Source organism: Pseudomonas sp. 2 (assembly GCF_056627435.1).
The window spans coordinates 51,107-73,509 of record NZ_JBWXNG010000002.1; the positions used below are offsets into that span (position 1 = coordinate 51,107).

19 protein-coding genes are annotated in these 22,403 nt (G+C 61.7%); 10 read left to right on the forward strand and 9 right to left on the reverse strand.

What is annotated here, in order from left to right; all coding sequences use genetic code 11:
- Positions 1 to 3 precede the first annotated feature (3 nt).
- The 3 genes from AC1MEK_RS03225 (at position 4) to AC1MEK_RS03235 (ending at position 2,577) form a co-directional block, all read left to right on the forward strand.
- On the forward strand, positions 4 to 654 hold the full coding sequence (locus tag AC1MEK_RS03225) for an amino acid ABC transporter permease (RefSeq protein WP_480394828.1): 651 nt from the start codon (positions 4 to 6) through the stop codon (positions 652 to 654).
- Positions 647 to 1,369 carry an amino acid ABC transporter ATP-binding protein gene (locus AC1MEK_RS03230; RefSeq protein WP_480394829.1) on the forward strand — a complete coding sequence of 241 codons (723 nt, stop codon included), beginning with the start codon at positions 647 to 649 and terminating at the stop codon, positions 1,367 to 1,369. The genes AC1MEK_RS03225 and AC1MEK_RS03230 overlap by 8 nt, the downstream gene beginning before the upstream one ends.
- A gap of 170 nt (positions 1,370 to 1,539) precedes the next feature.
- A complete protein-coding gene (locus AC1MEK_RS03235; RefSeq protein WP_480394830.1) occupies positions 1,540 to 2,577 on the forward strand; it encodes a trans-3-hydroxy-L-proline dehydratase in 1,038 nt (345 codons plus the stop codon).
- Positions 2,578 to 2,719: 142 nt separating this feature from the next.
- Here the strand turns inward: AC1MEK_RS03235 and ttcA are convergent, their stop codons facing one another.
- Positions 2,720 to 3,544, reverse strand: coding sequence for a tRNA 2-thiocytidine(32) synthetase TtcA (gene ttcA, locus AC1MEK_RS03240; protein WP_480394831.1), 825 nt, complete (start codon positions 3,542 to 3,544; stop codon positions 2,720 to 2,722).
- 418 nt (positions 3,545 to 3,962) lie between these two features.
- Here ttcA and AC1MEK_RS03245 point away from each other — a divergent pair, with 418 nt between their 5' ends.
- Positions 3,963 to 4,565, forward strand: a complete 603-nt coding sequence (locus tag AC1MEK_RS03245; RefSeq protein WP_480394832.1) for a Yip1 family protein — start codon at positions 3,963 to 3,965, stop codon at positions 4,563 to 4,565.
- A 215-nt stretch (positions 4,566 to 4,780) separates the two neighbouring features.
- Positions 4,781 to 5,275 (forward strand): SprT family zinc-dependent metalloprotease, encoded by a 495-nt coding sequence (locus tag AC1MEK_RS03250; protein WP_480394833.1) that lies wholly within the window; start codon positions 4,781 to 4,783, stop codon positions 5,273 to 5,275.
- Here the strand turns inward: AC1MEK_RS03250 and AC1MEK_RS03255 are convergent.
- A complete protein-coding gene (locus AC1MEK_RS03255) occupies positions 5,250 to 6,446 on the reverse strand; it encodes a CaiB/BaiF CoA transferase family protein (protein ID WP_480394834.1) in 1,197 nt (398 codons plus the stop codon). The genes AC1MEK_RS03250 and AC1MEK_RS03255 overlap by 26 nt on opposite strands.
- 118 nt (positions 6,447 to 6,564) lie before the next feature.
- Entirely contained in the window at positions 6,565 to 7,899 is a 1,335-nt protein-coding gene (locus AC1MEK_RS03260; RefSeq protein WP_480394835.1) for a dicarboxylate/amino acid:cation symporter, read from the reverse strand.
- Positions 7,900 to 8,237: 338 nt separating this feature from the next.
- Here AC1MEK_RS03260 and AC1MEK_RS03265 point away from each other — a divergent pair, with 338 nt between their 5' ends.
- The gene (locus AC1MEK_RS03265) at positions 8,238 to 9,236 is read left to right on the forward strand and encodes an AraC family transcriptional regulator (RefSeq protein WP_480394836.1); all 999 of its coding nucleotides are present in this window, start codon (positions 8,238 to 8,240) and stop codon (positions 9,234 to 9,236) included.
- Positions 9,237 to 9,394: 158 nt separating this feature from the next.
- On the opposite strand, the gene AC1MEK_RS03270 is transcribed toward AC1MEK_RS03265, so the two are convergent.
- The 3 genes from AC1MEK_RS03270 to AC1MEK_RS03280 form a co-directional block, all read right to left on the reverse strand.
- Positions 9,395 to 10,738: an ATP-binding protein gene (locus AC1MEK_RS03270; protein WP_480394837.1), complete on the reverse strand. Its 1,344-nt coding sequence runs from the start codon at positions 10,736 to 10,738 to the stop codon at positions 9,395 to 9,397.
- Positions 10,735 to 11,412, reverse strand: coding sequence for a response regulator (locus tag AC1MEK_RS03275; protein ID WP_480394838.1), 678 nt, complete (start codon positions 11,410 to 11,412; stop codon positions 10,735 to 10,737). Before AC1MEK_RS03275 ends, AC1MEK_RS03270 begins: the two co-directional genes overlap by 4 nt.
- Before the next feature lie 98 nt (positions 11,413 to 11,510).
- Positions 11,511 to 12,119 carry a hypothetical protein gene (locus AC1MEK_RS03280; protein ID WP_480394839.1) on the reverse strand — a complete coding sequence of 203 codons (609 nt, stop codon included), beginning with the start codon at positions 12,117 to 12,119 and terminating at the stop codon, positions 11,511 to 11,513.
- A 193-nt stretch (positions 12,120 to 12,312) separates the two neighbouring features.
- Here AC1MEK_RS03280 and AC1MEK_RS03285 point away from each other — a divergent pair, with 193 nt between their 5' ends.
- Both AC1MEK_RS03285 and AC1MEK_RS03290 read left to right on the forward strand, forming a co-directional pair.
- Positions 12,313 to 13,119: a dienelactone hydrolase family protein gene (locus AC1MEK_RS03285; RefSeq protein ID WP_480394840.1), complete on the forward strand. Its 807-nt coding sequence runs from the start codon at positions 12,313 to 12,315 to the stop codon at positions 13,117 to 13,119.
- Between the two features lie 174 nt (positions 13,120 to 13,293).
- Positions 13,294 to 14,013 (forward strand): 4'-phosphopantetheinyl transferase family protein, encoded by a 720-nt coding sequence (locus tag AC1MEK_RS03290; protein ID WP_480394841.1) that lies wholly within the window; start codon positions 13,294 to 13,296, stop codon positions 14,011 to 14,013.
- Here AC1MEK_RS03290 and fhuF read toward each other — a convergent pair.
- Genes fhuF through AC1MEK_RS03305 form a run of 3 tightly spaced genes read right to left on the reverse strand, consistent with a single transcriptional unit; the run spans position 14,010 to position 17,072 of the window.
- A complete protein-coding gene (gene fhuF / locus AC1MEK_RS03295; RefSeq protein WP_480395259.1) occupies positions 14,010 to 14,732 on the reverse strand; it encodes a siderophore-iron reductase FhuF in 723 nt (240 codons plus the stop codon). The two genes, AC1MEK_RS03290 and fhuF, sit on opposite strands and share 4 nt — an antisense overlap.
- Positions 14,690 to 16,318, reverse strand: coding sequence for an ATP-binding protein (locus AC1MEK_RS03300; protein ID WP_480394842.1), 1,629 nt, complete (start codon positions 16,316 to 16,318; stop codon positions 14,690 to 14,692). The genes fhuF and AC1MEK_RS03300 overlap by 43 nt, the downstream gene beginning before the upstream one ends.
- A gap of 16 nt (positions 16,319 to 16,334) precedes the next feature.
- Positions 16,335 to 17,072 carry a response regulator gene (locus AC1MEK_RS03305; RefSeq protein ID WP_480394843.1) on the reverse strand — a complete coding sequence of 246 codons (738 nt, stop codon included), beginning with the start codon at positions 17,070 to 17,072 and terminating at the stop codon, positions 16,335 to 16,337.
- An 822-nt stretch (positions 17,073 to 17,894) separates the two neighbouring features.
- On the opposite strand from AC1MEK_RS03305, the gene AC1MEK_RS03310 reads away from it, so the two are divergent.
- The gene (locus tag AC1MEK_RS03310; protein WP_480394844.1) at positions 17,895 to 20,810 is read left to right on the forward strand and encodes a ribonucleoside-diphosphate reductase subunit alpha; all 2,916 of its coding nucleotides are present in this window, start codon (positions 17,895 to 17,897) and stop codon (positions 20,808 to 20,810) included.
- Between the two features lie 320 nt (positions 20,811 to 21,130).
- Complete coding sequence (locus AC1MEK_RS03315; protein WP_480394845.1) at positions 21,131 to 22,378, forward strand: ribonucleotide-diphosphate reductase subunit beta; 1,248 nt, start codon at positions 21,131 to 21,133, stop codon at positions 22,376 to 22,378.
- Positions 22,379 to 22,403 lie beyond the last annotated feature (25 nt).

Here is a 22,403-nt window from a genome sequence, read left to right on the forward strand (position 1 = left end):
AGCATGTTCGAGAGCAGCTTCAGTTGGAACGACCTGCAGTTCATGCTGCAAGGCGCCTGGGTCACCATTCTTTTAACCGTCATCTCGATGTTCATCGGCACCATCGCCGGGGTGATCTGCGGCTTCGCCCGGGCGCTGCTGCCGCGCAGCACGATCCCGCTGGCGTGGATTCTGGACGTGTTTCGCAGCGTGCCGCTGCTGATTCAGTTCGTGCTGTTCAACGCCCTGAAAAGCATCGCGGGCCTGAACTGGAGCGCGTTCACCGTGGCCTGCATCGTGTTGGGGCTGTATGTGACGGCGTACGGTACGGAGATTGTGCGCAGCGGCGTGCTGTCGGTGCCCATGAGCTTGCGCCGGGCCAGCCGCTCCTTGGGCCTGAGCTACTGGCAGGACATCCGCCAGATCGTCCTGCCGATGGCCACCCGCGTGGCCTTCCCCGGCTGGGTCAACCTGCTGCTGGGGGTGATGAAGGACACCGCGCTGGTGATGTGGATCGGCATCGTCGAGTTGCTGCGCGCCTCGCAGACCATCGTCACGCGCATTCAGGAACCGCTGCTGGTGCTGTGCATCGCAGGCGCCATTTACTACGTCATGAGCCTGGTCATCGCCCGTATCGGCGCCCGGCTGGAAACAAGGTGGCAAGAAAATGATTGAGATCGACAACGTACACAAATCATTTGGCGAGCTTGAAGTGATCAAGGGCGTCAGCCTGCAGGTGGAAAAAGGCGAAGTGGTGTCGATCATCGGCGGTTCGGGCTCGGGCAAGTCGACCCTGCTGATGTGCATCAATGGCCTTGAGTCGATCAAGAGCGGCAGCATCCGCGTCGACGGCACCGAAGTGCACGCCAAGGGCACCGACATCAACAAGCTGCGGCAGAAGATCGGCATCGTGTTCCAGCAGTGGAACGCCTTCCCGCACCTGACCGTGCTGGAAAACGTCATGCTCGCCCCGCGCACGGTGCTCGGCAAAAGCAAGGAGGAAGCCGAGGCGATCGCGGTCAAGCAGCTGACCCACGTGGGCCTCGGCGACAAGCTCAAGGTGTTCCCCGGCAAGCTCTCGGGCGGCCAGCAACAGCGCATGGCGATTGCCCGGGCGCTGGCCATGTCGCCCAACTACATGCTGTTCGACGAAGCCACCTCGGCGCTGGACCCACAACTGGTGGGCGAAGTGCTGGACACCATGCGCATGCTCGCCGAAGACGGCATGACCATGATCCTGGTGACCCACGAAATCCGCTTCGCCCGCGACGTGTCCGACCGCGTGGCGTTCTTTCGCAACGGCCTGGTCCACGAAATCGGCTCGCCCGACCAGGTCATCGGCAACCCGCAGCGGCCGGAGACGGCGGATTTTCTGAAATCCATTAAATAGCGGTGGCGGGGCGACACCCACCACAGACCTGTGGGAGTGAGCTTGCTCACGAATGCCGCTGATAATTCTGCAGATGCTGAGATTTCTTCGTGAGCAAGCTCACTCCCACGGATCATGCGTCGCCCGTCAGAGCACCGTTGGCAGATATTCAGACAGGAGGACTTTGCACCATGCGCTCATCGAAAGTGATTCATGTGGTCAGCTGCCACGCCGAAGGCGAGGTCGGCGATGTGATCGTCGGCGGGGTCGCGCCGCCGCCGGGCGAGACGATCTGGGAGCAGTCGCGCTGGATCGAGAAAGACAACGTGCTGCGCAACTTCGTGCTCAACGAACCGCGCGGCGGGGTGTTCCGCCACGTCAACCTGCTGGTGCCGCCGAAGAACCCCAAGGCGCAGATGGGCTGGATCATCATGGAACCGGCCGACGTGCCGCCGATGTCCGGCTCCAACTCCCTGTGCGTGGCCACGGTGCTGCTCGACAGCGGCATCCTGCCCATGACCGAGCCGGAAACCCGGCTGGTGCTCGAAGCCCCGGGTGGCCTGATCGAAGCCATCGCCCAATGCCGCGACGGCAAGGTGCAAAGCGTCGAAGTGCATAACCACCCCTCTTTTGCCGACCAGCTGGACATGTGGATCGAAGTACCGGGGATCGGCTCGATTCAGGTGGACACCGCCTACGGCGGCGACAGCTTTGCCATCGTCGACTCGACCAAACTGGGCTTTTCCCTGAAGGCCGACGAAGCGAAGGATCTGGTGGAAACCGGCCTGAAAATCACCCAGGCCGCCAACGAACAACTGGGCTTCAGCCATCCGCAGAACAAGGACTGGAATCACATCTCGTTCTGCCAGATCGCTGCGCCGGTGAACTTCGACGGTGGCGTGGCCAATGCCGCCAACGCTGTGGTGATCCGCCCGGGCAAGATCGACCGCTCACCCTGCGGCACCGGCTGTTCGGCCAGGCTTGCGGTGTTGCATGCCAAGGGTGTGCTGAAGGTGGGCGACCGGTTTATCGGGCGCTCGATCATCGGCTCCGAGTTCCACTGCCAGATCCAGCGCGAGACCGAGATCGCCGGGCGCAAGGCGATCGTACCGAGCCTGCGCGGGCGGGCTTGGATCACCGGCACCCACCAGCACATGCTCGATCCGAGCGATCCGTGGCCGGAAGGCTACAAGCTGACCGATACCTGGCCGATCGGGTTGCAGTTGTAGATTTGAAGTTGATACGGGAACGCGACCCCCATTAACCGTGGGAGTGAGCTTGCTCACGAATGCGCATATCCACCGCTGGAGATCGTGCGCACGTACAGGCCTTTTCGTGAGCAAGCTCACTCCCACCCGATCAGCGACCGCTTTAGAGATTCACCACATTCACAAACCGCGAAGCGGCGGTTTCGTCGATGGTCAGGCTTGCGAAGTCGAACAGGTTGCGGTCGGCCAGTTGCGACGGCACCACGTTCTGCAAGGCGCGGAAGATCATCTCGGAACGGCCCGGGGTCTTGCGGTCCCATTCCTGGAGCATGTCCTTGACCACCTGACGCTGCAGGTTTTCCTGCGAGCCGCACAGGTTGCACGGAATGATCGGGAACTGCTTCATGTCCGAATAGGCCTGGATGTCTTTCTCGGCGCAGTAGGCCAGCGGGCGAATCACCACGTTACGGCCGTCGTCGGCGCGCAGTTTGGGTGGCATGGCCTTGATCGTGCCGTTGAAGAACATATTGAGGAAGAAGGTTTCGACGATGTCGTCGCGATGGTGCCCAAGGGCCATCTTGGTCGCGCCGATTTCGTCGGCGAAGGTGTACAGCGTGCCGCGACGCAGGCGCGAGCACAGCGAGCAGGTGGTCTTGCCCTCCGGAATCAGTTCCTTGACCACCGAGTAGGTGTCTTTCTCGACGATGTGGTACTCGACGCCCAGTTCCTTCAGGTAGGCCGGCAGCACGTGCTCGGGGAAGCCCGGCTGCTTCTGGTCCATGTTCACGGCGACAATGTCGAACTTGATCGGCGCGACCTTCTGCAGGTGCAGCAGCACGTCGAGCATGGTGTAGCTGTCCTTGCCGCCGGACAGGCAGACCATGACCTTGTCGCCCTCTTCAATCATGTTGAAATCGGCCACCGCTTCGCCCGCGAGCCTGCGCAGACGCTTCTGCAGTTTGTTCTGATTGACTGAAAGGGTGCCCATGGCGCTGGTGTCCGCTCGCTGTAACTTGAGGAAAGGGGCGGTATTTTACGCATAAACCTTGCCAGTGGTAATGGCTGCTGATCGCGTGGTTTGAGATAACCGCCATCGCTGTGGGAGTGAGCTTGCTCGCGAATGCGGTGTGCCTGACCCATCTGCGTATCTGACATGCCGCATTCGTGAGCAAGCTCACTCCCACAGTTGAAATGTGCCGTTCATCCGCCTGAAACACGTGCTGATCGCCAACGGCTATTAACAGCCCCTCTGAATGACCCAATTACTCTAAAGGCCACGGTTTTCGGGGCTTGTGGCTTTCTATACTGCGATTGAGGTCGCAGCCGTTTTCCTGTTGAGATTGTGGCCTTGCCCTGGCGGCATGCGGCCGGTCAGGTGCGACGGTCCACCATGAGGAGTTACGGGCATGATCCATCACGTTTGGGGGTTGTTCACGCACCCCGATCAGGAATGGCAACAGATACGTGGCGATAAGGAAGAAACCATCGGCCACATGTACCTCACCCACACGCTGGTCCTGGCGGCGATACCGGCGATTTCCGCCTACATCGGCACCACGCAGGTCGGCTGGGTCATCGGCAGTCGCGCGCCGGTCATGCTGACCAGTGAAAGCGCGATCTGGATGACCATCATGTCCTACATCGCCATGCTCGCCGGGGTTGGCGTCATGGGCGGTTTCATTCACTGGATGGCGCGCACCTACGACGCCAGCCCCAGCCTGCCACGCTGCGTGGCGTTTGCGACCTACACCGCAACGCCGCTGTTCATCGGCGGCCTGGCAGCGCTGTACCCACACATGTGGCTGGGGATGATGGTCGGCCTGGCGGCGGTCTGCTACACGGTTTACCTGCTGTATGTGGGCTTGCCGGTGTTCATGAACATCCATCCGGATGAAGGCTTCATGTTCTCCAGCTCCGTGCTGGCGGTGGGCCTGGTGGTGCTGGTGGCGATCATGGCATTCACAGTGGTGCTGTGGGGCATCGGCGTGGGGCCTGAGTACACCAATTGACGGGATGCATGAAAATATGAAATCGGTGGAAGTGAGCTTGCTCACGAATGCGGTATACCAGACACCTATATGTGTCAGGTAGATTGCATTCGTGAGCAAGCTCACTCCCACGGTGCAAGCAACGCAACCGCTCTGGATACGACCATTCGGCAGCTCAGGTTTTGGGCACGCACATGCTTTGCGGCATACTCGCCTCCTCTGGAGACCGATGAAGCATGCTCGAGCCACTCAATTCCCGCGTCGAATCCTGTTACCAACTCGCTGAAGCATTTTTCAAACGCCCTTTCAAACGCCCTGTCGTCAGCCTCAAGCTGCGCGGCCAGAAGGCCGGTGTCGCCCATCTGCACGAAAACATGCTGCGCTTCAATCCGCAGCTGTATCGCGAAAATAGCGAAGACTTCCTGCGCCAGACCGTGGCCCACGAGGTCGCGCACCTGGTCGCCCATCAATTGTTCGGCGACACCATTCAACCCCATGGCGAGGAATGGCAACTGATCATGCGCGGCGTGTACGAACTGCCGCCCAACCGCTGCCACAACTACGAAATCCAGCGCCGTCGCGTGACACGCTATATCTATCGCTGCCCGTGCCCAGAGAGCGACTTTCCGTTCTCGGTGCAGCGCCACAAGCTGGTGCGCAAGGGCCGGCGCTACCTGTGCCGCAAATGCCGGGAGATTCTGATATTCAGCGGCGAGACGCGGGTGGAATGACACCCGCCTCGCGCATTGCCTCGATCTGCTGCTGATCGAAGCCTGCCTCGGTCAATACCTGCTTACTGTGCTCCCCTGCGCAAACGCCGATGAAACGGGGCTCTGGCAACCCATCCGAGAACTTCAGCGGGCAGGCCATCTGCGCTTGCAGGCTGCCATCGGGTCTGGGGACTTGCGTGACCACCTGCCGCGCCTGCAATTGCGGATGTTCGACCGCCTCGGACAGATTCAGGACTGGTTCGACACAGGCGTCAGCTTTAGCAAAAAGCGCGACAAGTTCGTCGAAACTGCGGCGTTCGAATTCGATTTGTAATGCCTGCTTGAGCGTCTGCTGGTCCGCAGGCTCAGACGACAACCCGCGCATGGCCAGCTCCGGTCGACCCAAGGCTTCGCACAACCCCTGCATGAACACCGGTTCCAGGCTGCCGACCGAGAACCAGCGGCCGTCGCGGCTGCGGTAATAGTCGTAAAAACTGCCGCCGTTGAGCACCTGCCCTTCGGGGTGCGGCTCGACCCCGGCGGCCAGATAGCCCGCCCCCGCCAGCGCATTCAGGCTGAAGGCGCAGTCGGTCATGCTCACGTCGACGTACTGGCCCTGCCCCGTCTGCTGGCGCGCCACCACGGCGGCCAGCAAGCCGACCACGCCGTGCAGCGAACCGCCCGCCACATCGGCCACTTGCACACTCCAGGGTTGCGGCCCGCTGTCCTGGCGCCCGCTGTGGCTGGCCACTCCGGCCAGCGCCAGATAGTTGATGTCGTGCCCGGCCCGCTCGCGATACGGCCCGGTCTGGCCGTAACCGGTGATCGCCACGTAGATCAGCCGCGGGTTGATCGCCTTCAGCGCCTCGTAACCGATACCCAGCCGGTCCATCACTCCTGGGCGGAACTGCTCCAGCACGATGTCGTAATCGGCGACCAGACGCTTGATCACCTCTATCGCCTCGGGCTGCTTGAGGTCCAGCGCCAGGCTGCGCTTGTTGCGGTTCAGGTAGGCGTGGCTGGCGGAAACGCCCTGATCGTGGGGCGGCAGGGTGCGGATCAGGTCCAGCCGGGTCGGCGATTCGATGCGCAGCACCTGCGCGCCCATGTCAGCGAGCAGCAGCGAGGCGAAGGGGCCGGGCAAGAGCGTGGAGAAGTCGAGGACTTTGAGCGAAGACAGCGGGCCTTGCATGCGAGAGCTTCCCTGAACGGTTGGTCAGGCCAGAGTAGCGCATGGGACTGCCATGGATACGGTGCTCGGAAATGAAAAAGCCTGTCCGAAGACAGGCTTTTTCAACAACAGCTGCGTATTACGAACGGGTAGCCTGAGCAGTGCCCTCGGCGACGCCCAGATCGTCGCGTGGACGCTCGTCTTCGATACCGCGACCGCCGGAAGCCAGTTCGGCCTGCATTTGCGGCACGTCCAGCTCCTTGACCCACTTGGCGACAACCAGGGTGGCCACAGCGTTACCGACCAGGTTGGTCAGCGCGCGGGCTTCGGACATGAAGCGGTCGATACCCAGGATCAGCGCCAGACCGGCAACCGGCAGGTGGCCAACGGCCGACAGGGTAGCCGCCAGCACGATGAAGCCGGAACCTGTCACGCCAGCAGCACCCTTGGAGGACAGCAGCAGCACCAGCAGCAGGGTGATCTGGTGGGTGATGTCCATGTGGGTGTTGGTCGCCTGAGCGATGAACACGGCCGCCATGGTCAGGTAGATCGAAGTACCGTCCAGGTTGAACGAGTAACCGGTCGGGATCACCAGACCCACGACGGATTTCTTCGCGCCCAGGCGCTCCATTTTCACCAGCATGCGTGGCAGGGCCGACTCCGAGGAGGAAGTACCCAACACGATCAGCAGTTCTTCACGGATGTACTTGATCAGTTTGACGACGCTGAAACCGTGAGCGCGGGCGATACCGCCCAGCACCACCAGCACGAACAGGATGCAGGTGATATAGAAGCACAGCATCAGCTGGCCCAGTTGCACCAGGGTGCTCACGCCGTAAGCGCCGATGGTGAAGGCCATGGCACCCAGGGCACCCAGCGGCGCCAGCTTCATGATCATGTTGATGATGTTGAACATGATGTGGGCGAAGCGGTCGATGAAGTCCAGCACCGGCTTGCCGTATGCGCCCAGGCGATGCAGGGCGAAACCGAAGATGACCGAGAACATCAGCACTTGCAGGATGTCACCGTTGGCGAAGGCGCCGACGATGGTGTTCGGGATCACGTTGAGGATGAAGCCGATCACGCTCTGATCCTGGCCTGCGGTGACGTAGGCAGCGATCTTCGAGGCGTCCAGAGTCGATACGTCGACGTTCATGCCGGCACCCGGCTGAACCACGTTGACCACGACCAGACCGATGATCAGGGAGATGGTGGAAACGATCTCGAAGTACAGCAGCGCGTAGCCGCCGGTCTTGCCCACGGATTTCATGCTCTGCATGCCGGCGATGCCGCTGACCACGGTGCAGAAGATGATGGGGGCGATGACCATTTTGATCAGTTTGATGAAGCCGTCGCCCAGTGGCTTGAGCGCTTTACCGGCATCGGGATACCAGTGACCGATCGCGATACCGATAAGGATGGCAACGATCACCTGGAAGTACAGGGATTTGTAGAGTGGCTGACGATTCGTCATTGCAGTTTCCTCAAGAGCATCGGCCTGAATCATTCCTGATACACCGACACCTAAAGTGCGAACCCTCCTGCTCGGAGGGATTTGTTTTTGTCGAGCTGCGCAAGGCAGGTCTCTACCGGTTACATCGCAAGCACCGTGCCACTATTTGAAAAATCCCCGAAAGCCCCGTGCGGCATGGACTGTCTGGTTAACACTAGCCAAAAATGCCGTTGTGCGATGGCGGATTTCCGCCAACTCTCGAAAAATAAGCGCCCGGATTGGCGGGTATCCGCCTTGTCTGCGGCTCTGCCGGATGGCTACCATCGGTCACCTTCCCACCCCGGCCCGACGTGCCCGCCATGCGCCAACGAACCATCGCCAGCCATTTCGCCCGCGCCGTGTTGCAGGGCGCCCGTCGTTACGACCTGGACTGCGAACCGATCCTGGCGCAGGTCGGCATCACGCCTGAGCTGCTCAACGAACCCCGCGCCCGCATCGCGCCGGAGCAGTTCGCGCTGCTGATCCAGCTGGTCTGGCGGGCGCTGGACGACGAATACATGGGCTTTGGCCTGGCGCCGAGCAAACGCGGCACTTTCGCCATGATGTGCCACGCGCTGATCCACTGCCGCACGCTGGACAAGGCCCTGCAGCGCGGCTTCAGGTTCTACGGGCTGTTTGCCGACTCGCCGCGCCTGAACCTTGAGCGCAATGGTGAGCAGGTGCGCTTGTGTCTGGATGAAACCAGCCTGCGCGACCCGGAGCATTTTCTGAGCGAATCACTGCTGGTGATCTGGAACCGCCTGGCCAGCTGGCTGATCGGCCAGCGCATCCGCCTGGATCAGGCCACCTTCGCCTACGCCAGACCCGCCCACAGCGCCGAGTACGAGTTGCTGTTCGACTGCCCGATGAGCTTCGACGCGGACCAGACGTCGCTGACCTTCCACGCGCGCTACCTGTCAATGCCGCTGTTGCAGGACGAGCGCACCTTGAAGCGCTTCCTCGAACGCTCCCCGGTCGATCTGCTCTCGCGCCCCGACGAAGGCGACAGCCTGACCAGCCAGCTGCGCCGCCTGCTCAGCCGGGACTGCAACACATGGCCGGACCTTGAGGCGGTGGCCGAGCACCTGCACATCAGCCCACAGACCCTGCGCCGCCATTTGCGCGACGAGGGCACGAGTTTTCAGGGGTTGAAGGATGAACTGCGGCGGGACATGGCGATTTATCACCTGAGCCAGGCGGATCTGTCATTGCAACAGATTGCCGAGCAGCTGGGCTTTTCCGAGCCTTCGGCGTTTCATCGGGCGTTCAAGAAGTGGACCGGGCTGACGCCGGGGGCGTATCGGGCGCAGGAGGTCTAAAAGACCACCACTGCCTCATCCAATGCAAATCTGGAATGACATGATGCGGATACTGTAGGAGCGAATTCATTCGCGATGCGCCGGCACAGACGACGTATCTCTAGCGCCTGTACGATTTTTCGCGAATGAATTCGCTCCTACAGAGGGATCAGCGCGGTCTAAATTGTAAACTTGATCCTGAACGCCGCACCACCCAGATCCGAATCACCCAGGGTCAACTGCGCGCTGTAGCTCTCAATGATGTCCTTGACCACCGCCAGGCCGATGCCCTGCCCCGGGTTCTTCTCATCCAGCCGCTCGCCGCGCTCCAGAATCCGCGCCCGCTGGCTTTGCGGCACGCCGGGGCCGTCGTCTTCAATGCACAGCTCGTCGCCCATCATCGAAGTCCGCCAACTGACCCGCACCTCACCGATACACAGCCGATAGGCGTTTTCCAGCAGGTTACCGAGCATTTCCAACAGCGCGCCCTCCTCCATCTGTACCTGGCAATCGTCCGGCAGCTGAAATTCGACCTTGACCCGCTTGTCCCGGTAAACCTTCTCCAGCGTGTTGCACAGGCTCTCGACCACCGGCTTGAGCTTGACGTGATGGCGCACCAGCCCGCTCTTTCGCAGGCTGGCGCGCTGCAGCTGATAGCCGATCTGCTGGCTCATGCGCTCGATCTGCGACTGCAGGATGCGCGCTTGCTCCAAGTCTTCGGGGCGCTTGGCGATGGTCTCGCTGACACCCTGCAACACCGCCAGCGGGGTTTTCAGACTGTGGGCCAGGTCGCCCAGCGAGTCGCGGTAGCGAATGCGCTGTTCGCGCTCGCTGCGCAACAGGCGGTTGAGCGAGCCGGTCAGGCGCAGCAGTTCGCTGGGGTGTTCTTCACTGAGGCTTTCCCGCGAGCCAGCCTCGACCTGATCGAGTTCCTGGCTCATGCCCTTGAGCGCCCGCAGGCCCCAGGTCAGCCCGCCCCAGAGCAGAATCAACAGCACCAGCAAGGCGCCGCCAAAGCCCAGATAGAGTTTTTCGTGAAGGCCGGAAATGGTTTCCTGATACTCGCGCACCGGTTGCAGCGCGACGATGCTGAACGCCGCGTTGCGCCCGCCCAGCAGGCGAACCTCGACGTCGTAGACGAAGAACTCTTCGCCATCGGGCTGGCGGATCTTGGCGAACTCGGCGCCGCGCCCGTCGTAGCGCGGCTGATATTCGATGGACTCGTCTTCGGTGGCGCGGGACCGCCACACCAGCTTGCCGGAGCGGTTGTAGATGTAGCCCAGCAGGCGGCTGTCAGGCAGGCTGAACTGCTCGCCGGGCAGCAAGGTGGGCATCAGCAGCCGGTCGTCTTCGACCCGGGCGGCGGAAATCAGCGTGGTGACGTCGGACGCCAGGCGCTTTTCGATGGCGCTTTCCAGCGCCAGGCTGAACGCGCTCTGCAGGGCCGGCAGCGTCAGCAACATGAAAATCACCGCCAGCGTGGCCGCGGCCAGCATCAGCCGCACCCGCAGCGAACGAATCATCGGCAGCGCTCGGTGAACAGATAGCCCAGGCCACGCACCGTATCGATGGGCTTGAAGCCCGCCGGGCCTTCAAGCTTGCGCCGCAGACGGCCGACCAGCACCTCGATCACGTTCGGATCGCGCTCGTCGTCATCGGGGTACAGCTGCTCCATCAGGCGCTCTTTGGGCACCACTTGTTGATGGTGGCGCATGAGGTATTCGAGAATCCGGTATTCGTACGCGGTCAGCGCCAGCGGCTGATCGTCCAGCGAGGCCTGTTTGCGGTTGAGGTCCAGCAACAGCGGGCCGGCGAGGATGGTCGACTGAGTAAAGCCGCTGGAGCGGCGCAGCAGCGCGTTCATCCGTGCTTCCAGTTCCTCGAACTGGAACGGCTTGACCACGTAGTCGTCGGCACCGGCGGCCAGACCCTCGACCTTGTCCTGCCAGTTGCCACGGGCGGTGAGGATCAGGATCGGAAAGCCCTTGCCCGCTGCCCGCAACTGACGGATCAGGTCCAGCCCGCCAACGCCCGGCAGGCCCAGATCGACCACCGCCAGGTCGTGGTTGAACTGCCCGGCCTGATACATCGCCTCATCGGCATTGCCAACGGCCTCGACCACATGGCCGGCTTCGGTCAGGCGGGTTTGCAGATGGTGACGCAGCAGCGCTTCATCTTCGACTACCAGCAACTTCATGCACATCTCCTCGATATCCGGCCGATACCCGCCAGATCTGAAAATAGTCTGCCGGGCTCACGCGTGGCATGAACCCGGCAGGATTAGCGCTTGGCCGATCAGAAATTGTAGTTGGCGGCCAGATAGGTCTGGGCGCTGCTGTCGAGCTTCAACGAACCGATCTTGGCACCGCCGTGAGGCGAGACTTCCGTGCTGGCGTTACTGCGCAGGTAACGATAACCCAACTCGACCGATACGTTCTGGGCTACTTGCTGGATAACACCTGCCTGAAGGCCCGCGGCGTAGCCGATGTCGGTGCCCCGGCTCATGCCGCGAGATTCCTGGGACAGTTTGGTCAGGCCCAGCGAGGCGCCGCCGAAGAATTTGGTGGAGGGGCCGACGTGGGAGAACACGTCATAGCTGCCCAGGAGGTTTTCCTGCCGCAGTTTCAGGCCGTTGTGGGTGCCGGACACGTTGTCGTAAGTGGCGTAGTAGCGGTTGTCCAAGCTTTCCTGGCCGAAACGCACGCCCCAGGTACCGTTCTTGTTGATGACGTTGTCGGCATGGGGGCGGTCCATGTTGGTGTTCAGGCTATTGGACTTGGAAATCTTGTCGCTGGTGTTGCCGTACGTCACACCACCGAATGTGCTGCTACCCTCAGAGGCTTGGGCGACTGCGCTGCCGCCGATGAATGCCAGGGCCATGAAAAGCTGATTGATCTTGAGCATGGTTATGTCCTTATTCAGCGCTGGGCGCTTGCTGTTGAGTACGGGAGTCAAGGTAATCGTTGATCGCTGAACTCCCACTGAACGTGCACTTAACCTGCGCTGAACGGTCGCCAATGGATAAATCCGGCGTTTCGTCAGTCCACTTTCCAGACGATGTGCACTCGTGCGCACCGCACACCAAGGAGAGAACAACATGCGTCTGCTGATTGCCCTGACCCTCATGTGCCTGGCCAGCCTGGCCCAGGCCGAGGTGAAAACCCGCACCATCGACTATCAGGCCCCCGACGGCACCAAACTGGTGGGTTATTACGCTTACGACGACGCCATCAAGGGCCCGCGCCCGGGTGTAGTCGTGGTGCATGAATGGTGGGGCCTGAACGACTACGCCAAGCGCCGCGCCCGCGATCTGGCTGTGCTGGGCTACAGCGCCATGGCCATCGACATGTACGGCGAAGGCAAGCACACCGAGCATCCCAAAGACGCCATGGCCTTCATGACCGCCGCCAGCAAGGACGCCACCGCGTCGGCCAAGCGTTTTGACGCAGGCGTCGAGCAACTGAAGAAACAACCCGAAACCAACCCGCAGAAGATTGCCGCCATCGGCTACTGCTTCGGTGGCGGCGTGGTGCTGGATGCCGCACGGCGCGGCGAGCCACTGGATGCGGTGGTCAGCTTCCACGGCGCGCTGGCCAGCAAGACCGTGGCCAAGGAAGGCGTGACCAAGACGCCGATGCTGATCGAACACGGCAACGGCGACACCATGGTCACCGCGCAGAACGTGGCCGACTTCAAGAAGGAAATGGATGCGGCCAAGGCGGACTACAAGTTCGTCGGCATTGACGGCGCCAAGCACGGCTTCACCAACCCCGACGCCGACAAGCTCAGCCACGGCGACCATGGCGGGCCGGACATCGGCTACAACGAAAAGGCCGACATGAGTTCCTGGGCGGACATGAAAGCCTTCCTCAAGGAGCAGTTTGCGAAGAATTCGACGATGTAGGCCGCATGTTCAACATCGATAACCCATGATGCACCGCGATTCCTGTGGGAGCCGGCTTGCTGGCGAAAGCGGTGTGTCATCCGCCCACGATGTCGGCCAACCTGACGCATTCGCCAGCAAGCCGGCTCCCACAAGTCTGGCGCACTCGCCCAAGCCCCGGCAAAATGCCGTCCCATGACCCCGACATTACCCGCCTGCTGCCCCGCCCTCTCCACCCACTGGCCCCTGCCCCAGCCGCTGGCTAATGGGGTGCTGGTCAGCGCCCGGTTCGATGCGCAGCAATTGCTCGACGGCGACTTCCAGCGCTGCCTGATCGAGCCGCCCGCGAGCATCCAGCGCTCAGTGGCCAAGCGCCAGACCGAATTCCTCGCCGGCCGCCTGTGCGCACGCGAGGCGATGCACCTGCTGGATGGCCGCGTGCAGGTGCCTGTGATCGGCGAGGACCGCGCGCCGGTCTGGCCGGATGATCTGTGCGGCTCGATCACCCATAGCAGCGGCTGGGCCGCCGCTCTGGTTGCCAGCAAGCAGCACTGGCGCGGGCTGGGGCTGGATGTCGAGCAGGTGATGAGCAGCGAACGCGCGGCGCGCCTGGCCGGCGAAATCCTTACCGCCGACGAACTGCAACGCATGGCCCAAGGCCCCGAGCATCAGGTCGCACTCTGCGTGACCCTGACCTTCTCCCTGAAGGAAGCGCTGTTCAAGGCGCTGTACCCCATCGTGCTCAAGCGTTTCTACTTTGAAGACGCCGAGCTGCTCAGCTGGTCCGAAGACGGCAGCGCGCGCCTGCGGCTGAAAATCGACCTGTCCGAAGAATGGCGCAGCGGCAGTGAACTCGACGCGCAGTTCAGCGTGCAGGATGGGCAGTTGTTGAGCCTGGTGGCCGTCGCCGCCTAAACCGACGGGCAATGCTCGCACCGCCCGACCCACTCGACCTGATGACTCAAACAGCAACTGCGCCGCTGCCTGCGCGGTGGTTCTCCTTTATAGGTGATGGTGTCGAACAGCGGATTGCGTCGCCCATCCGGCTGCGACGGTTCACGCAGCAACGCGTAGGCTGGTTCGGGAGAAATATCGCTCGCAGCCTGAAGCCGCCGCACACAGGTCTCCAGATAATCCCCTGCGCTGCTCCAGAACACGGCCTTCGCCACACCGCTGTAGGCGCTCAATGCCTCGATCACGCTTTGGACATGGACCAACAGCGGGCCAAACCGCTCGAACGGCTCAGGTGATGGCGCAACCGGGAACGCCTCGCCCACGAACCTCACCCCATCGAGCAACCCTCGCTCGCTCACCGCAAATGCCACTTCCTCCAGGCCCAGCGGCCAGCTGACGTCCGCCGCAAGACTCGCCACTACAACCGGCGGGATCAACTGCATGAAGTAGTACTTGGCGAACTGCGACACCAGCACCGATCGCTTCGCTGGCATCAACTGCGCGCCATAGACCTTGAGCAGCAGGCGATCCAGCGTCGAGGGCAGCAACAATTCCGGCACCGGGACAACCGCTCGGTCGTCATCGAGCACCAGCGTCTCGGCGAACGGCGCCAGCGGTCCCTTGAAAATAGCCAGACTCATGACGCTCCCTGCCGACGCGGCCAGGTCAGGCTGAAACAGGCGCCGCCCAGCGGCTGGCTGCGCGCGATCGAGGCCCGGCCGCCGTGCCAGTAGATGATCCGCCGCACGATCGACAGACCCAGCCCATGCCCGCCCGAAGCCCGTGTGCGGCTGTCGTCCAGGCGCATGAACGGCGTGAAGATGCGCTCCCAGGCACTTTCCGGCACCCCAGGGCCATCGTCCTCGACATCGATGCGGCAACGCTCCTGGCTCAACTCGAAACCGACCCGCACCTGGGATTCGGCATGACGCATCGCGTTGCTCACCAGATTCTGCAAGGCCCGGTGCAGATAGCGCGGCTCGGCCTCGACCCAAGCCTGGGCATCGTCGCCAGGCGCAACACTCGCGCCGCGCGTGACGCGTACATTGGCCCGCAGCGGCGCCAGCTCGGTGATGACCTGATCGATCAGCGCCGCCAGGTCGATCCGCTGATAGTCGAGGGTCGGCGAGCCCTGCTCCAGGCGCGCGTAGGTCAGCATCTCGTCCACCAGCTTGTCGAGGTCCTGAATGTCGTTGTCCATGCCGACCATGTACTTGTTGCGCGCCTCAGGCGTGCTGGCGTCACCGATCATCTCCAGGCCGAAACGCAGGCGCGCCACCGGGGTGCGCAGCTCGTGGGACACCGCGCGCACCAGTTCGCGCTGGATGGTCAGGGAACGCTGCAAATGCTCGGCCATGCCATTGAAGGCCGAGGCCAGGCGCCCCACCGAATCGGCGCCGGACTCTGGCACGCGGGTTTCCAGGCTGCCCTGGGCGATCTGCGTGGCCGCCGCTTCCAGCCCGCGCAGGCGATGCTCCAGACGCCGCACCAGCAGGTACACCACCAGCCCGATCAGGCACAGGCCGAGAAAGGCGATCAGGATCAGCAACTCCGGCGGATAGGGATTCATCTGATACAGCGGGCCGATCTCCAGCACCCACTGGGTTTCGCCGACACCCGACAACACACGGATCGAGTCCCCGCCCTTGCCCAGCGCCATCACCGTGTCGCCTTCATCGATGCGCCGCCGCTGGTCGTCGTCGACGTCGGCCTGTTCCAGCTTGATCAGGTGCATGTCGAAGCCGAAGCCCTTGCTCAGGCGCAGGGTTTCCAAGCGAATCGGCTGTTCATCGACTGGAAAGCGCACCAGTTCATCGAGCAACAGAAAGATGGTCGCCCGGGCCAACTGCTCGCTGATCTGCTGCACTTCACCGGTCAGCAACAGCGCACTGCCAGGTTTGCCTGCCACAGATGGTTCGACTTCGCGAAACACCCGCGCGGCGTGGGGCCCGGTCTTTTCCACCAGCACTTGACCGCGACTCAGGCGATTGCGCGCCCCGCCGTCCAGATGCGCCTGTTCGGCGGTCTGCAACGACAGCGGAATGCCCAACAGACGCTCCCACACCGCCAGCGCGCGGATGCGCTCGATATCGTTCATCGGCTTTAAGTTATCGCCCATCAAGGCGAAGGTGCCGTGGGCCAGTTGCTCGCGGTACTGCTCGGCGCGCACCTTGTTCACCAGATGCAGGGTCAGCACGCCCAGCAACGCCACCAGCACCAACACGCCGAGCATGCCGCCGTAAATGCGCAGGAAAATCGAGTTCATGCCTTATCTACCTGCCTCAACCGTTGAGCATGAAATTGGCGACGTCGCGGGCCGCCTCGGGCACGAACAGGTAGCCCTTGTTGCGCACGGTCTTGATCAGACGCGGGTGCACCGGGTCGTCGCCGATGCGCGGGCGGATCCGCGAAATACGCACATCGATAGAGCGATCCTGGCCGTCATAGCCGACACCGCGCAGGGCGGTGAAGATTTCCTCTCGGGAGAGGATGCGCCCGGCATTGGCCACCAGCAGCCATAAAAGGTCGAACTCGGCGCTGGTCAGGTCGATGCTGCGCTCGTTGAGCCAGGCTTCGCGCAGGGCGTTGTCGACCGTGAGCAAGCCGAAGCTCAGGCGCTGCTGCTCCCGGGCTGCGGCTTCGCTGGCTTCACTGCGTCTTAACAAGGCATGAATGCGTGCCAGCAACACGCGCGGGTGCACTGGCTTGCAGACGTAATCGTCGGCGCCGGTGTCCAGCCCCTGAATCTGGTCACTGTCATCGGTGCGCGCGGTGAGCATCAGGATCGGGCCGTCATAACGGCTGCGCACCTTGCGGCAGATGCTCAGGCCGTCTTCGCCGGGCAGCATCAGGTCGAGCATCACCAGATCCGGCTGCTCGTCGATGATCCGCTGCGCCGCCCGCGCGCCGTCCCCTTCAACACTCACGCGCAGGCCGTTGTTTTCGAGGTAATCGCGGGTCAGCTCGGCCAGCCGCCGGTCGTCCTCGACGATCAGCACCTGCCAGGGTTCTTGCTGCACAGTCCGTGTCTCCTGGTGTTGTTCTTCTTATTTAATAGCGATTTGCCCCTTGTAGGAGCGAATTCATTCGCGAAAAAACGTTCCGGCGACAAAGATGTATCGTCTGTCCCATTTTCGCGAATGAATTCGCTCCTACAGGTGGATACCGCATAGCATGCGGGCACCGCACCACCATGACACACATCATTCAAAACGCCCCATAACCGCCCTTGCCGACAGGGCTTTGTGTGACCCGGTTCGCGACCGTCAAAATCCGCACAGCAGTTTTTCGACACATAAAAAACAGTGACCGGCGGCCCATCCCAGTGACTACGGGGCCTACACGGGATTTCCCCAATTCCCACACAAATTACACACAGGGTTATCCACAGATCGCACGTTGCATTTAGTGTCACGAGCACATAATCTAGTACCTCGTTGCCAAGCCAGACCCTAGATGTAGGGTTTGACTCGAAAAACCCAACACAAGTGACAGACAGATTTCAAGCATTTTTGTCGTCACGCAAAGGCTGAACCACCACCGGTTTTACCGCCTGACCGCTCACACGCGAATGGCAGACACCCAGGCTTCATGATCTGCGCGTTACGGTACAAGTGTTGCAATATTTGAACAGCAAAATGGCAAAGAACACCTGATTCAGATTTTCCAAGGGCGATGGGCCAGACCCGGCGCCCTTTTCAACTTCAAAGCCAGGGAGGGCGCATCAAGCCTTCCCATCCGTTTTGGAGTTTCCGGCCGACGCCTGTCGGCCCGGTGCGTCAAGACGGAACGGTGGGCACTCACGCAGTGCCCAAATAAACATAGAGAACGTGGAGAGACCCATGCAAACAGACACAACTCGCGAGAATCCGCAGGCCTCGGTGCCGCAGACAGGTGCGACCCAGCAGGACCTGTCCGCGACCGCTCCGGGTCAGCTGCGCGTGATCAAGCGTAACGGCACCGTCGTTGCGTACACCGATGACAAGATCACCGTCGCCATCACCAAGGCCTTCCTCGCAGTTGAAGGCGGCACTGCCGCTGCGTCTTCGCGCATCCACGACACCGTTGCGCGCCTGACCGAACAAGTCACCGCGACCTTCAAGCGTCGCATGCCTTCGGGCGGCACCATTCACATCGAAGAAATCCAGGATCAGGTCGAACTGGCGCTGATGCGCGCCGGCGAGCAGAAAGTCGCTCGTGACTACGTGATCTACCGCAACGACCGCTCCAAGGAGCGCGCTGGCCGCACCGCCGCCGAAACCCCGGTTCAGGCTCACCCTTCGATCCGCATCACTGCCAACGACGGCAGCCTGGCGCCGCTGGACATGGGTCGTCTGCACACCATCGTCACCGAAGCGTGCGAAGGCCTGGCCGAAGTCGACGCCAACCTGATCCAGAACGAAACCCTGAAAAACCTGTACGACGGCGTGGCGCTCAAAGACGTCAACACCGCGCTGGTGATGACCGCGCGTACGCTGGTCGAGCGTGAGCCGAACTACTCGTTCGTCACCGCCCGCCTGCTGATGGACACCCTGCGTGCCGAAGGCCTGGGCTTCCTGAACGTTGCCGAAAGCGCCACCCACCACGAAATGGCCGACCTGTACGCCAAGGCGCTGCCGGCCTACGTCGCCAAGGGTATCGAGTTCGAACTGCTGAACCCTGTGCTGGCCGAATTCGACCTGGAAAAACTGGGCAAGGCGATCAACCACGAGCGCGACCAGCAATTCACCTACCTGGGCCTGCAGACCCTGTACGACCGCTACTTCATCCACAAGGATGGCGTGCGTTTCGAACTGCCGCAGATCTTCTTCATGCGCGTGGCCATGGGCCTGGCGATCGAAGAAAAAGCCCGTGAAGACCGCGCCATCGAGTTCTACAACCTGCTGTCGTCCTTCGACTACATGGCGTCGACCCCGACCCTGTTCAACGCCGGTACCCTGCGTCCGCAGCTGTCCAGCTGCTACCTGACCACCGTTCCGGACGACCTGTCGGGCATCTACCACGCCATCCACGACAACGCCATGCTGTCCAAATTCGCAGGCGGCCTGGGCAACGACTGGACCCCGGTTCGCGCGCTGGGCTCGTACATCAAGGGCACCAACGGCAAATCCCAGGGCGTCGTACCCTTCCTGAAAGTGGTCAACGACACTGCAGTCGCCGTCAACCAGGGTGGCAAGCGCAAGGGCGCTGTCTGTGCCTACCTGGAAACCTGGCACATGGACATCGAAGAGTTCATCGAGCTGCGCAAGAACACCGGTGACGATCGTCGTCGTACCCACGACATGAACACCGCCAACTGGATCCCTGACCTGTTCATGAAGCGCGTCTTCGACGACGGCAAGTGGACCCTGTTCTCGCCATCCGAAGTGCCGGACCTGCACGACCTGACCGGCAAGGCCTTCGAAGAGCGCTACGAGTACTACGAAGCGCTGACCGAATACCCAGGCAAGATCAAGCTGTTCAAAACCATCCAGGCCAAAGACCTGTGGCGCAAGATGCTGTCCATGCTCTTTGAAACCGGCCACCCATGGCTGACCTTCAAGGACCCGTGCAACCTGCGTTCCCCGCAGCAGCACGTGGGCGTGGTCCACAGCTCGAACCTGTGCACCGAGATCACCCTGAACACCAACCAGGACGAGATCGCGGTCTGCAACCTGGGCTCGATCAACCTGCCGAACCACATCGTGGATGGCAAGCTGGACACCGCCAAGCTCAAGCGCACTGTCGACGTAGCCGTTCGCATGCTCGATAACGTTATCGACATCAACTACTACTCCGTGCCGCAGGCCAAGAACTCCAACTTCCGTCATCGTCCGGTCGGTCTGGGCATCATGGGCTTCCAGGACGCGCTGTACCTGCAGCACATCGCCTACGGCTCCGACGCTGCCGTCGAGTTCGCCGACCGTTCCATGGAAGCGGTCAGCTACTACGCCATCCAGGCGTCCTGCGACCTGGCCGACGAGCGTGGCGCCTACGAGACGTTCCAGGGCTCTCTGTGGTCCAAAGGCATCCTGCCGCTGGATTCGCAACAGATCCTGATCGAAGCCCGTGGCCAGAAGTACATCGACGTCGACCTGACCGAAACCCTGGACTGGGCGCCGGTACGTGCCCGCGTTCAGAAAGGCATTCGTAACTCGAACATCATGGCCATCGCGCCGACCGCGACCATCGCCAACATCACCGGCGTCTCGCAGTCGATCGAACCGACCTACCAAAACCTGTACGTGAAATCGAACCTGTCGGGCGAGTTCACCGTGATCAACCCGTACCTGGTTCGCGACCTCAAAGCCCGCGATCTGTGGGACTCGGTCATGATCAACGACCTCAAGTACTACGACGGTTCGGTTCAGCAGATCGAGCGCATCCCGCAAGAGCTCAAAGACCTCTACGCCACCGCGTTCGAAGTCGAAGCCCGCTGGATCGTCGACGCCGCCAGCCGCCGCCAGAAGTGGATCGACCAGGCTCAGTCGCTGAACCTGTACATCGCTGGCGCCTCGGGCAAGAAACTGGACGTGACCTACCGCATGGCCTGGTACCGTGGTCTGAAAACCACCTACTACCTCCGTGCCCTGGCCGCGACCAGCACCGAGAAGTCCACCATCAACACCGGCAAGCTCAACGCCGTTTCCAGCGGCGGCCACGGCCCGGACGAGTCGGCGATCACCGCCCCACGTCCAGCCGAAGCGGCTCCGGCCGGTCCAGCGCCAGTGCCAAAAGCCTGCGCGATTGACGAGCCAGACTGCGAAGCCTGCCAGTAAAGCAACACCGGCAAGCGTAGGAGCGCGCTTGCCCGCGATGACGGTCATCCAGACACCTTCCTTGTAACTGGATGACCGACACTGTCGTTTCCCCACATGACCTGTGGGAGTGAGCTTGCTCACGAAGAGGCCCGCACAATCACCAAAGATTGCCGCCAAAGCCCCTACTGAAGCCCAACCGCTTCAGCCAATAAAGAAACACCGAGGGCCACCCCTCACCTATTTCATGTTCTTTGCGTGCAACGCCTGATACGCAACCAACACTCAAGATCCACCCGGTCAGTCCAAAGCACTGACCCTCACGCAGGAGACTCGACGTCATGCTGAGCTGGGACGAATTCGACAAAGAAGACACCGCTGAACCCGTCAAAGGCGCCAACACCGCCAACACCGCGGACGCAGCCATGGACAAACTCGACAGCGCAGGTGGTGCCGCCGCCCTGGAAGCACGCGCCGTCAGCGCCAGCGACTCCGCAGCGGTCGCCCGCGCCAAAGCCGCGCTGGACAAACTCGATATCGCCGAAGGCCTGGCCGAACTCGAAGGCTCCGCCGCCCGCGTCGCCGTCGACGAAAAGCGCATGATCAACTGCCGCGCCGACCTCAACCAGCTCGTGCCTTTCAAGTACGACTGGGCCTGGCAGAAGTACCTGGACGGCTGCGCAAACCACTGGATGCCGCAAGAAGTCAACATGACCGCCGACATCGCCCTCTGGAAAAACCCGGAAGGCCTGACCGACGACGAACGCCGCATCGTCATGCGCAACCTGGGCTTCTTCTCCACCGCCGACTCGCTGGTTGCCAACAACCTCGCGCTGGCCGTGTACCGCCTGATCACCAACCCTGAATGCCGTCAGTACATCCTGCGCCAGGCCTTCGAAGAGGCGATCCACACCCACGCCTACCAGTACTGCATCGAGTCGCTGGGCATGGACGAAGGCGAAATCTTCAACATGTACCACGAGATCCCGTCGGTCGCGAAAAAAGCCGCCTGGGGCCTCAAATACACCCGCGCCATCTCCGACCCGGAATTCAACACCGGCACCGTCGAAACCGACAAAGAGCTGCTGCGCAACCTGATCGCCTACTACTGCGTCCTGGAAGGCATCTTCTTCTACTGCGGCTTCACCCAGATCCTCTCCATGGGCCGCCGCAACAAAATGACCGGCGTCGCAGAACAGTTCCAATACATCCTGCGCGACGAATCCATGCACCTGAACTTCGGCATCGACGTGATCAACCAGATCAAGATCGAAAACCCACACCTGTGGGACGCCGAACTGAAGGAAGAAGCCAGCCAGATGATCCTGCAAGGCACCCAGCTGGAAATCGAATACGCCCGCGACACCATGCCACGCGGCGTGCTGGGCATGAACGCAGCGATGATGGAGGACTACCTCAAGTTCATCGCCAACCGTCGCTTGAGCCAGATTGGTTTGAAGGAAGAGTACCCAGGAACGACTAACCCGTTCCCATGGATGAGCGAGATCATGGACTTGAAGAAAGAGAAGAATTTCTTTGAGACGCGGGTCATCGAATACCAAACTGGTGGCGCGTTGAGCTGGGATTGATAATGGCAATATAATATGCTATACA

What these genes read in the sequence shown, in the direction of transcription:
- AC1MEK_RS03250 (WP_480394833.1), top strand. Translation starts at nt 4,781, where the DNA reads ATGCTCGAGCCACTCAATTCCCGCGTCGAATCCTGTTACCAACTCGCT.
- AC1MEK_RS03230 (WP_480394829.1), top strand. Translation starts at nt 647, where the DNA reads ATGATTGAGATCGACAACGTACACAAATCATTTGGCGAGCTTGAAGTG.
- AC1MEK_RS03235 (WP_480394830.1), top strand. Translation starts at nt 1,540, where the DNA reads ATGCGCTCATCGAAAGTGATTCATGTGGTCAGCTGCCACGCCGAAGGC.
- ttcA (WP_480394831.1), bottom strand. Translation starts at nt 3,544, where the DNA reads ATGGGCACCCTTTCAGTCAATCAGAACAAACTGCAGAAGCGTCTGCGC.
- AC1MEK_RS03265 (WP_480394836.1), top strand. Translation starts at nt 8,238, where the DNA reads ATGCGCCAACGAACCATCGCCAGCCATTTCGCCCGCGCCGTGTTGCAG.
- AC1MEK_RS03300 (WP_480394842.1), bottom strand. Translation starts at nt 16,318, where the DNA reads ATGAACTCGATTTTCCTGCGCATTTACGGCGGCATGCTCGGCGTGTTG.
- AC1MEK_RS03315 (WP_480394845.1), top strand. Translation starts at nt 21,131, where the DNA reads ATGCTGAGCTGGGACGAATTCGACAAAGAAGACACCGCTGAACCCGTC.
- AC1MEK_RS03310 (WP_480394844.1), top strand. Translation starts at nt 17,895, where the DNA reads ATGCAAACAGACACAACTCGCGAGAATCCGCAGGCCTCGGTGCCGCAG.
- AC1MEK_RS03285 (WP_480394840.1), top strand. Translation starts at nt 12,313, where the DNA reads ATGCGTCTGCTGATTGCCCTGACCCTCATGTGCCTGGCCAGCCTGGCC.
- AC1MEK_RS03280 (WP_480394839.1), bottom strand. Translation starts at nt 12,119, where the DNA reads ATGCTCAAGATCAATCAGCTTTTCATGGCCCTGGCATTCATCGGCGGC.
- AC1MEK_RS03260 (WP_480394835.1), bottom strand. Translation starts at nt 7,899, where the DNA reads ATGACGAATCGTCAGCCACTCTACAAATCCCTGTACTTCCAGGTGATC.
- AC1MEK_RS03290 (WP_480394841.1), top strand. Translation starts at nt 13,294, where the DNA reads ATGACCCCGACATTACCCGCCTGCTGCCCCGCCCTCTCCACCCACTGG.
- AC1MEK_RS03225 (WP_480394828.1), top strand. Translation starts at nt 4, where the DNA reads ATGTTCGAGAGCAGCTTCAGTTGGAACGACCTGCAGTTCATGCTGCAA.
- AC1MEK_RS03270 (WP_480394837.1), bottom strand. Translation starts at nt 10,738, where the DNA reads ATGATTCGTTCGCTGCGGGTGCGGCTGATGCTGGCCGCGGCCACGCTG.
- AC1MEK_RS03255 (WP_480394834.1), bottom strand. Translation starts at nt 6,446, where the DNA reads ATGCAAGGCCCGCTGTCTTCGCTCAAAGTCCTCGACTTCTCCACGCTC.
- AC1MEK_RS03245 (WP_480394832.1), top strand. Translation starts at nt 3,963, where the DNA reads ATGATCCATCACGTTTGGGGGTTGTTCACGCACCCCGATCAGGAATGG.
- AC1MEK_RS03275 (WP_480394838.1), bottom strand. Translation starts at nt 11,412, where the DNA reads ATGAAGTTGCTGGTAGTCGAAGATGAAGCGCTGCTGCGTCACCATCTG.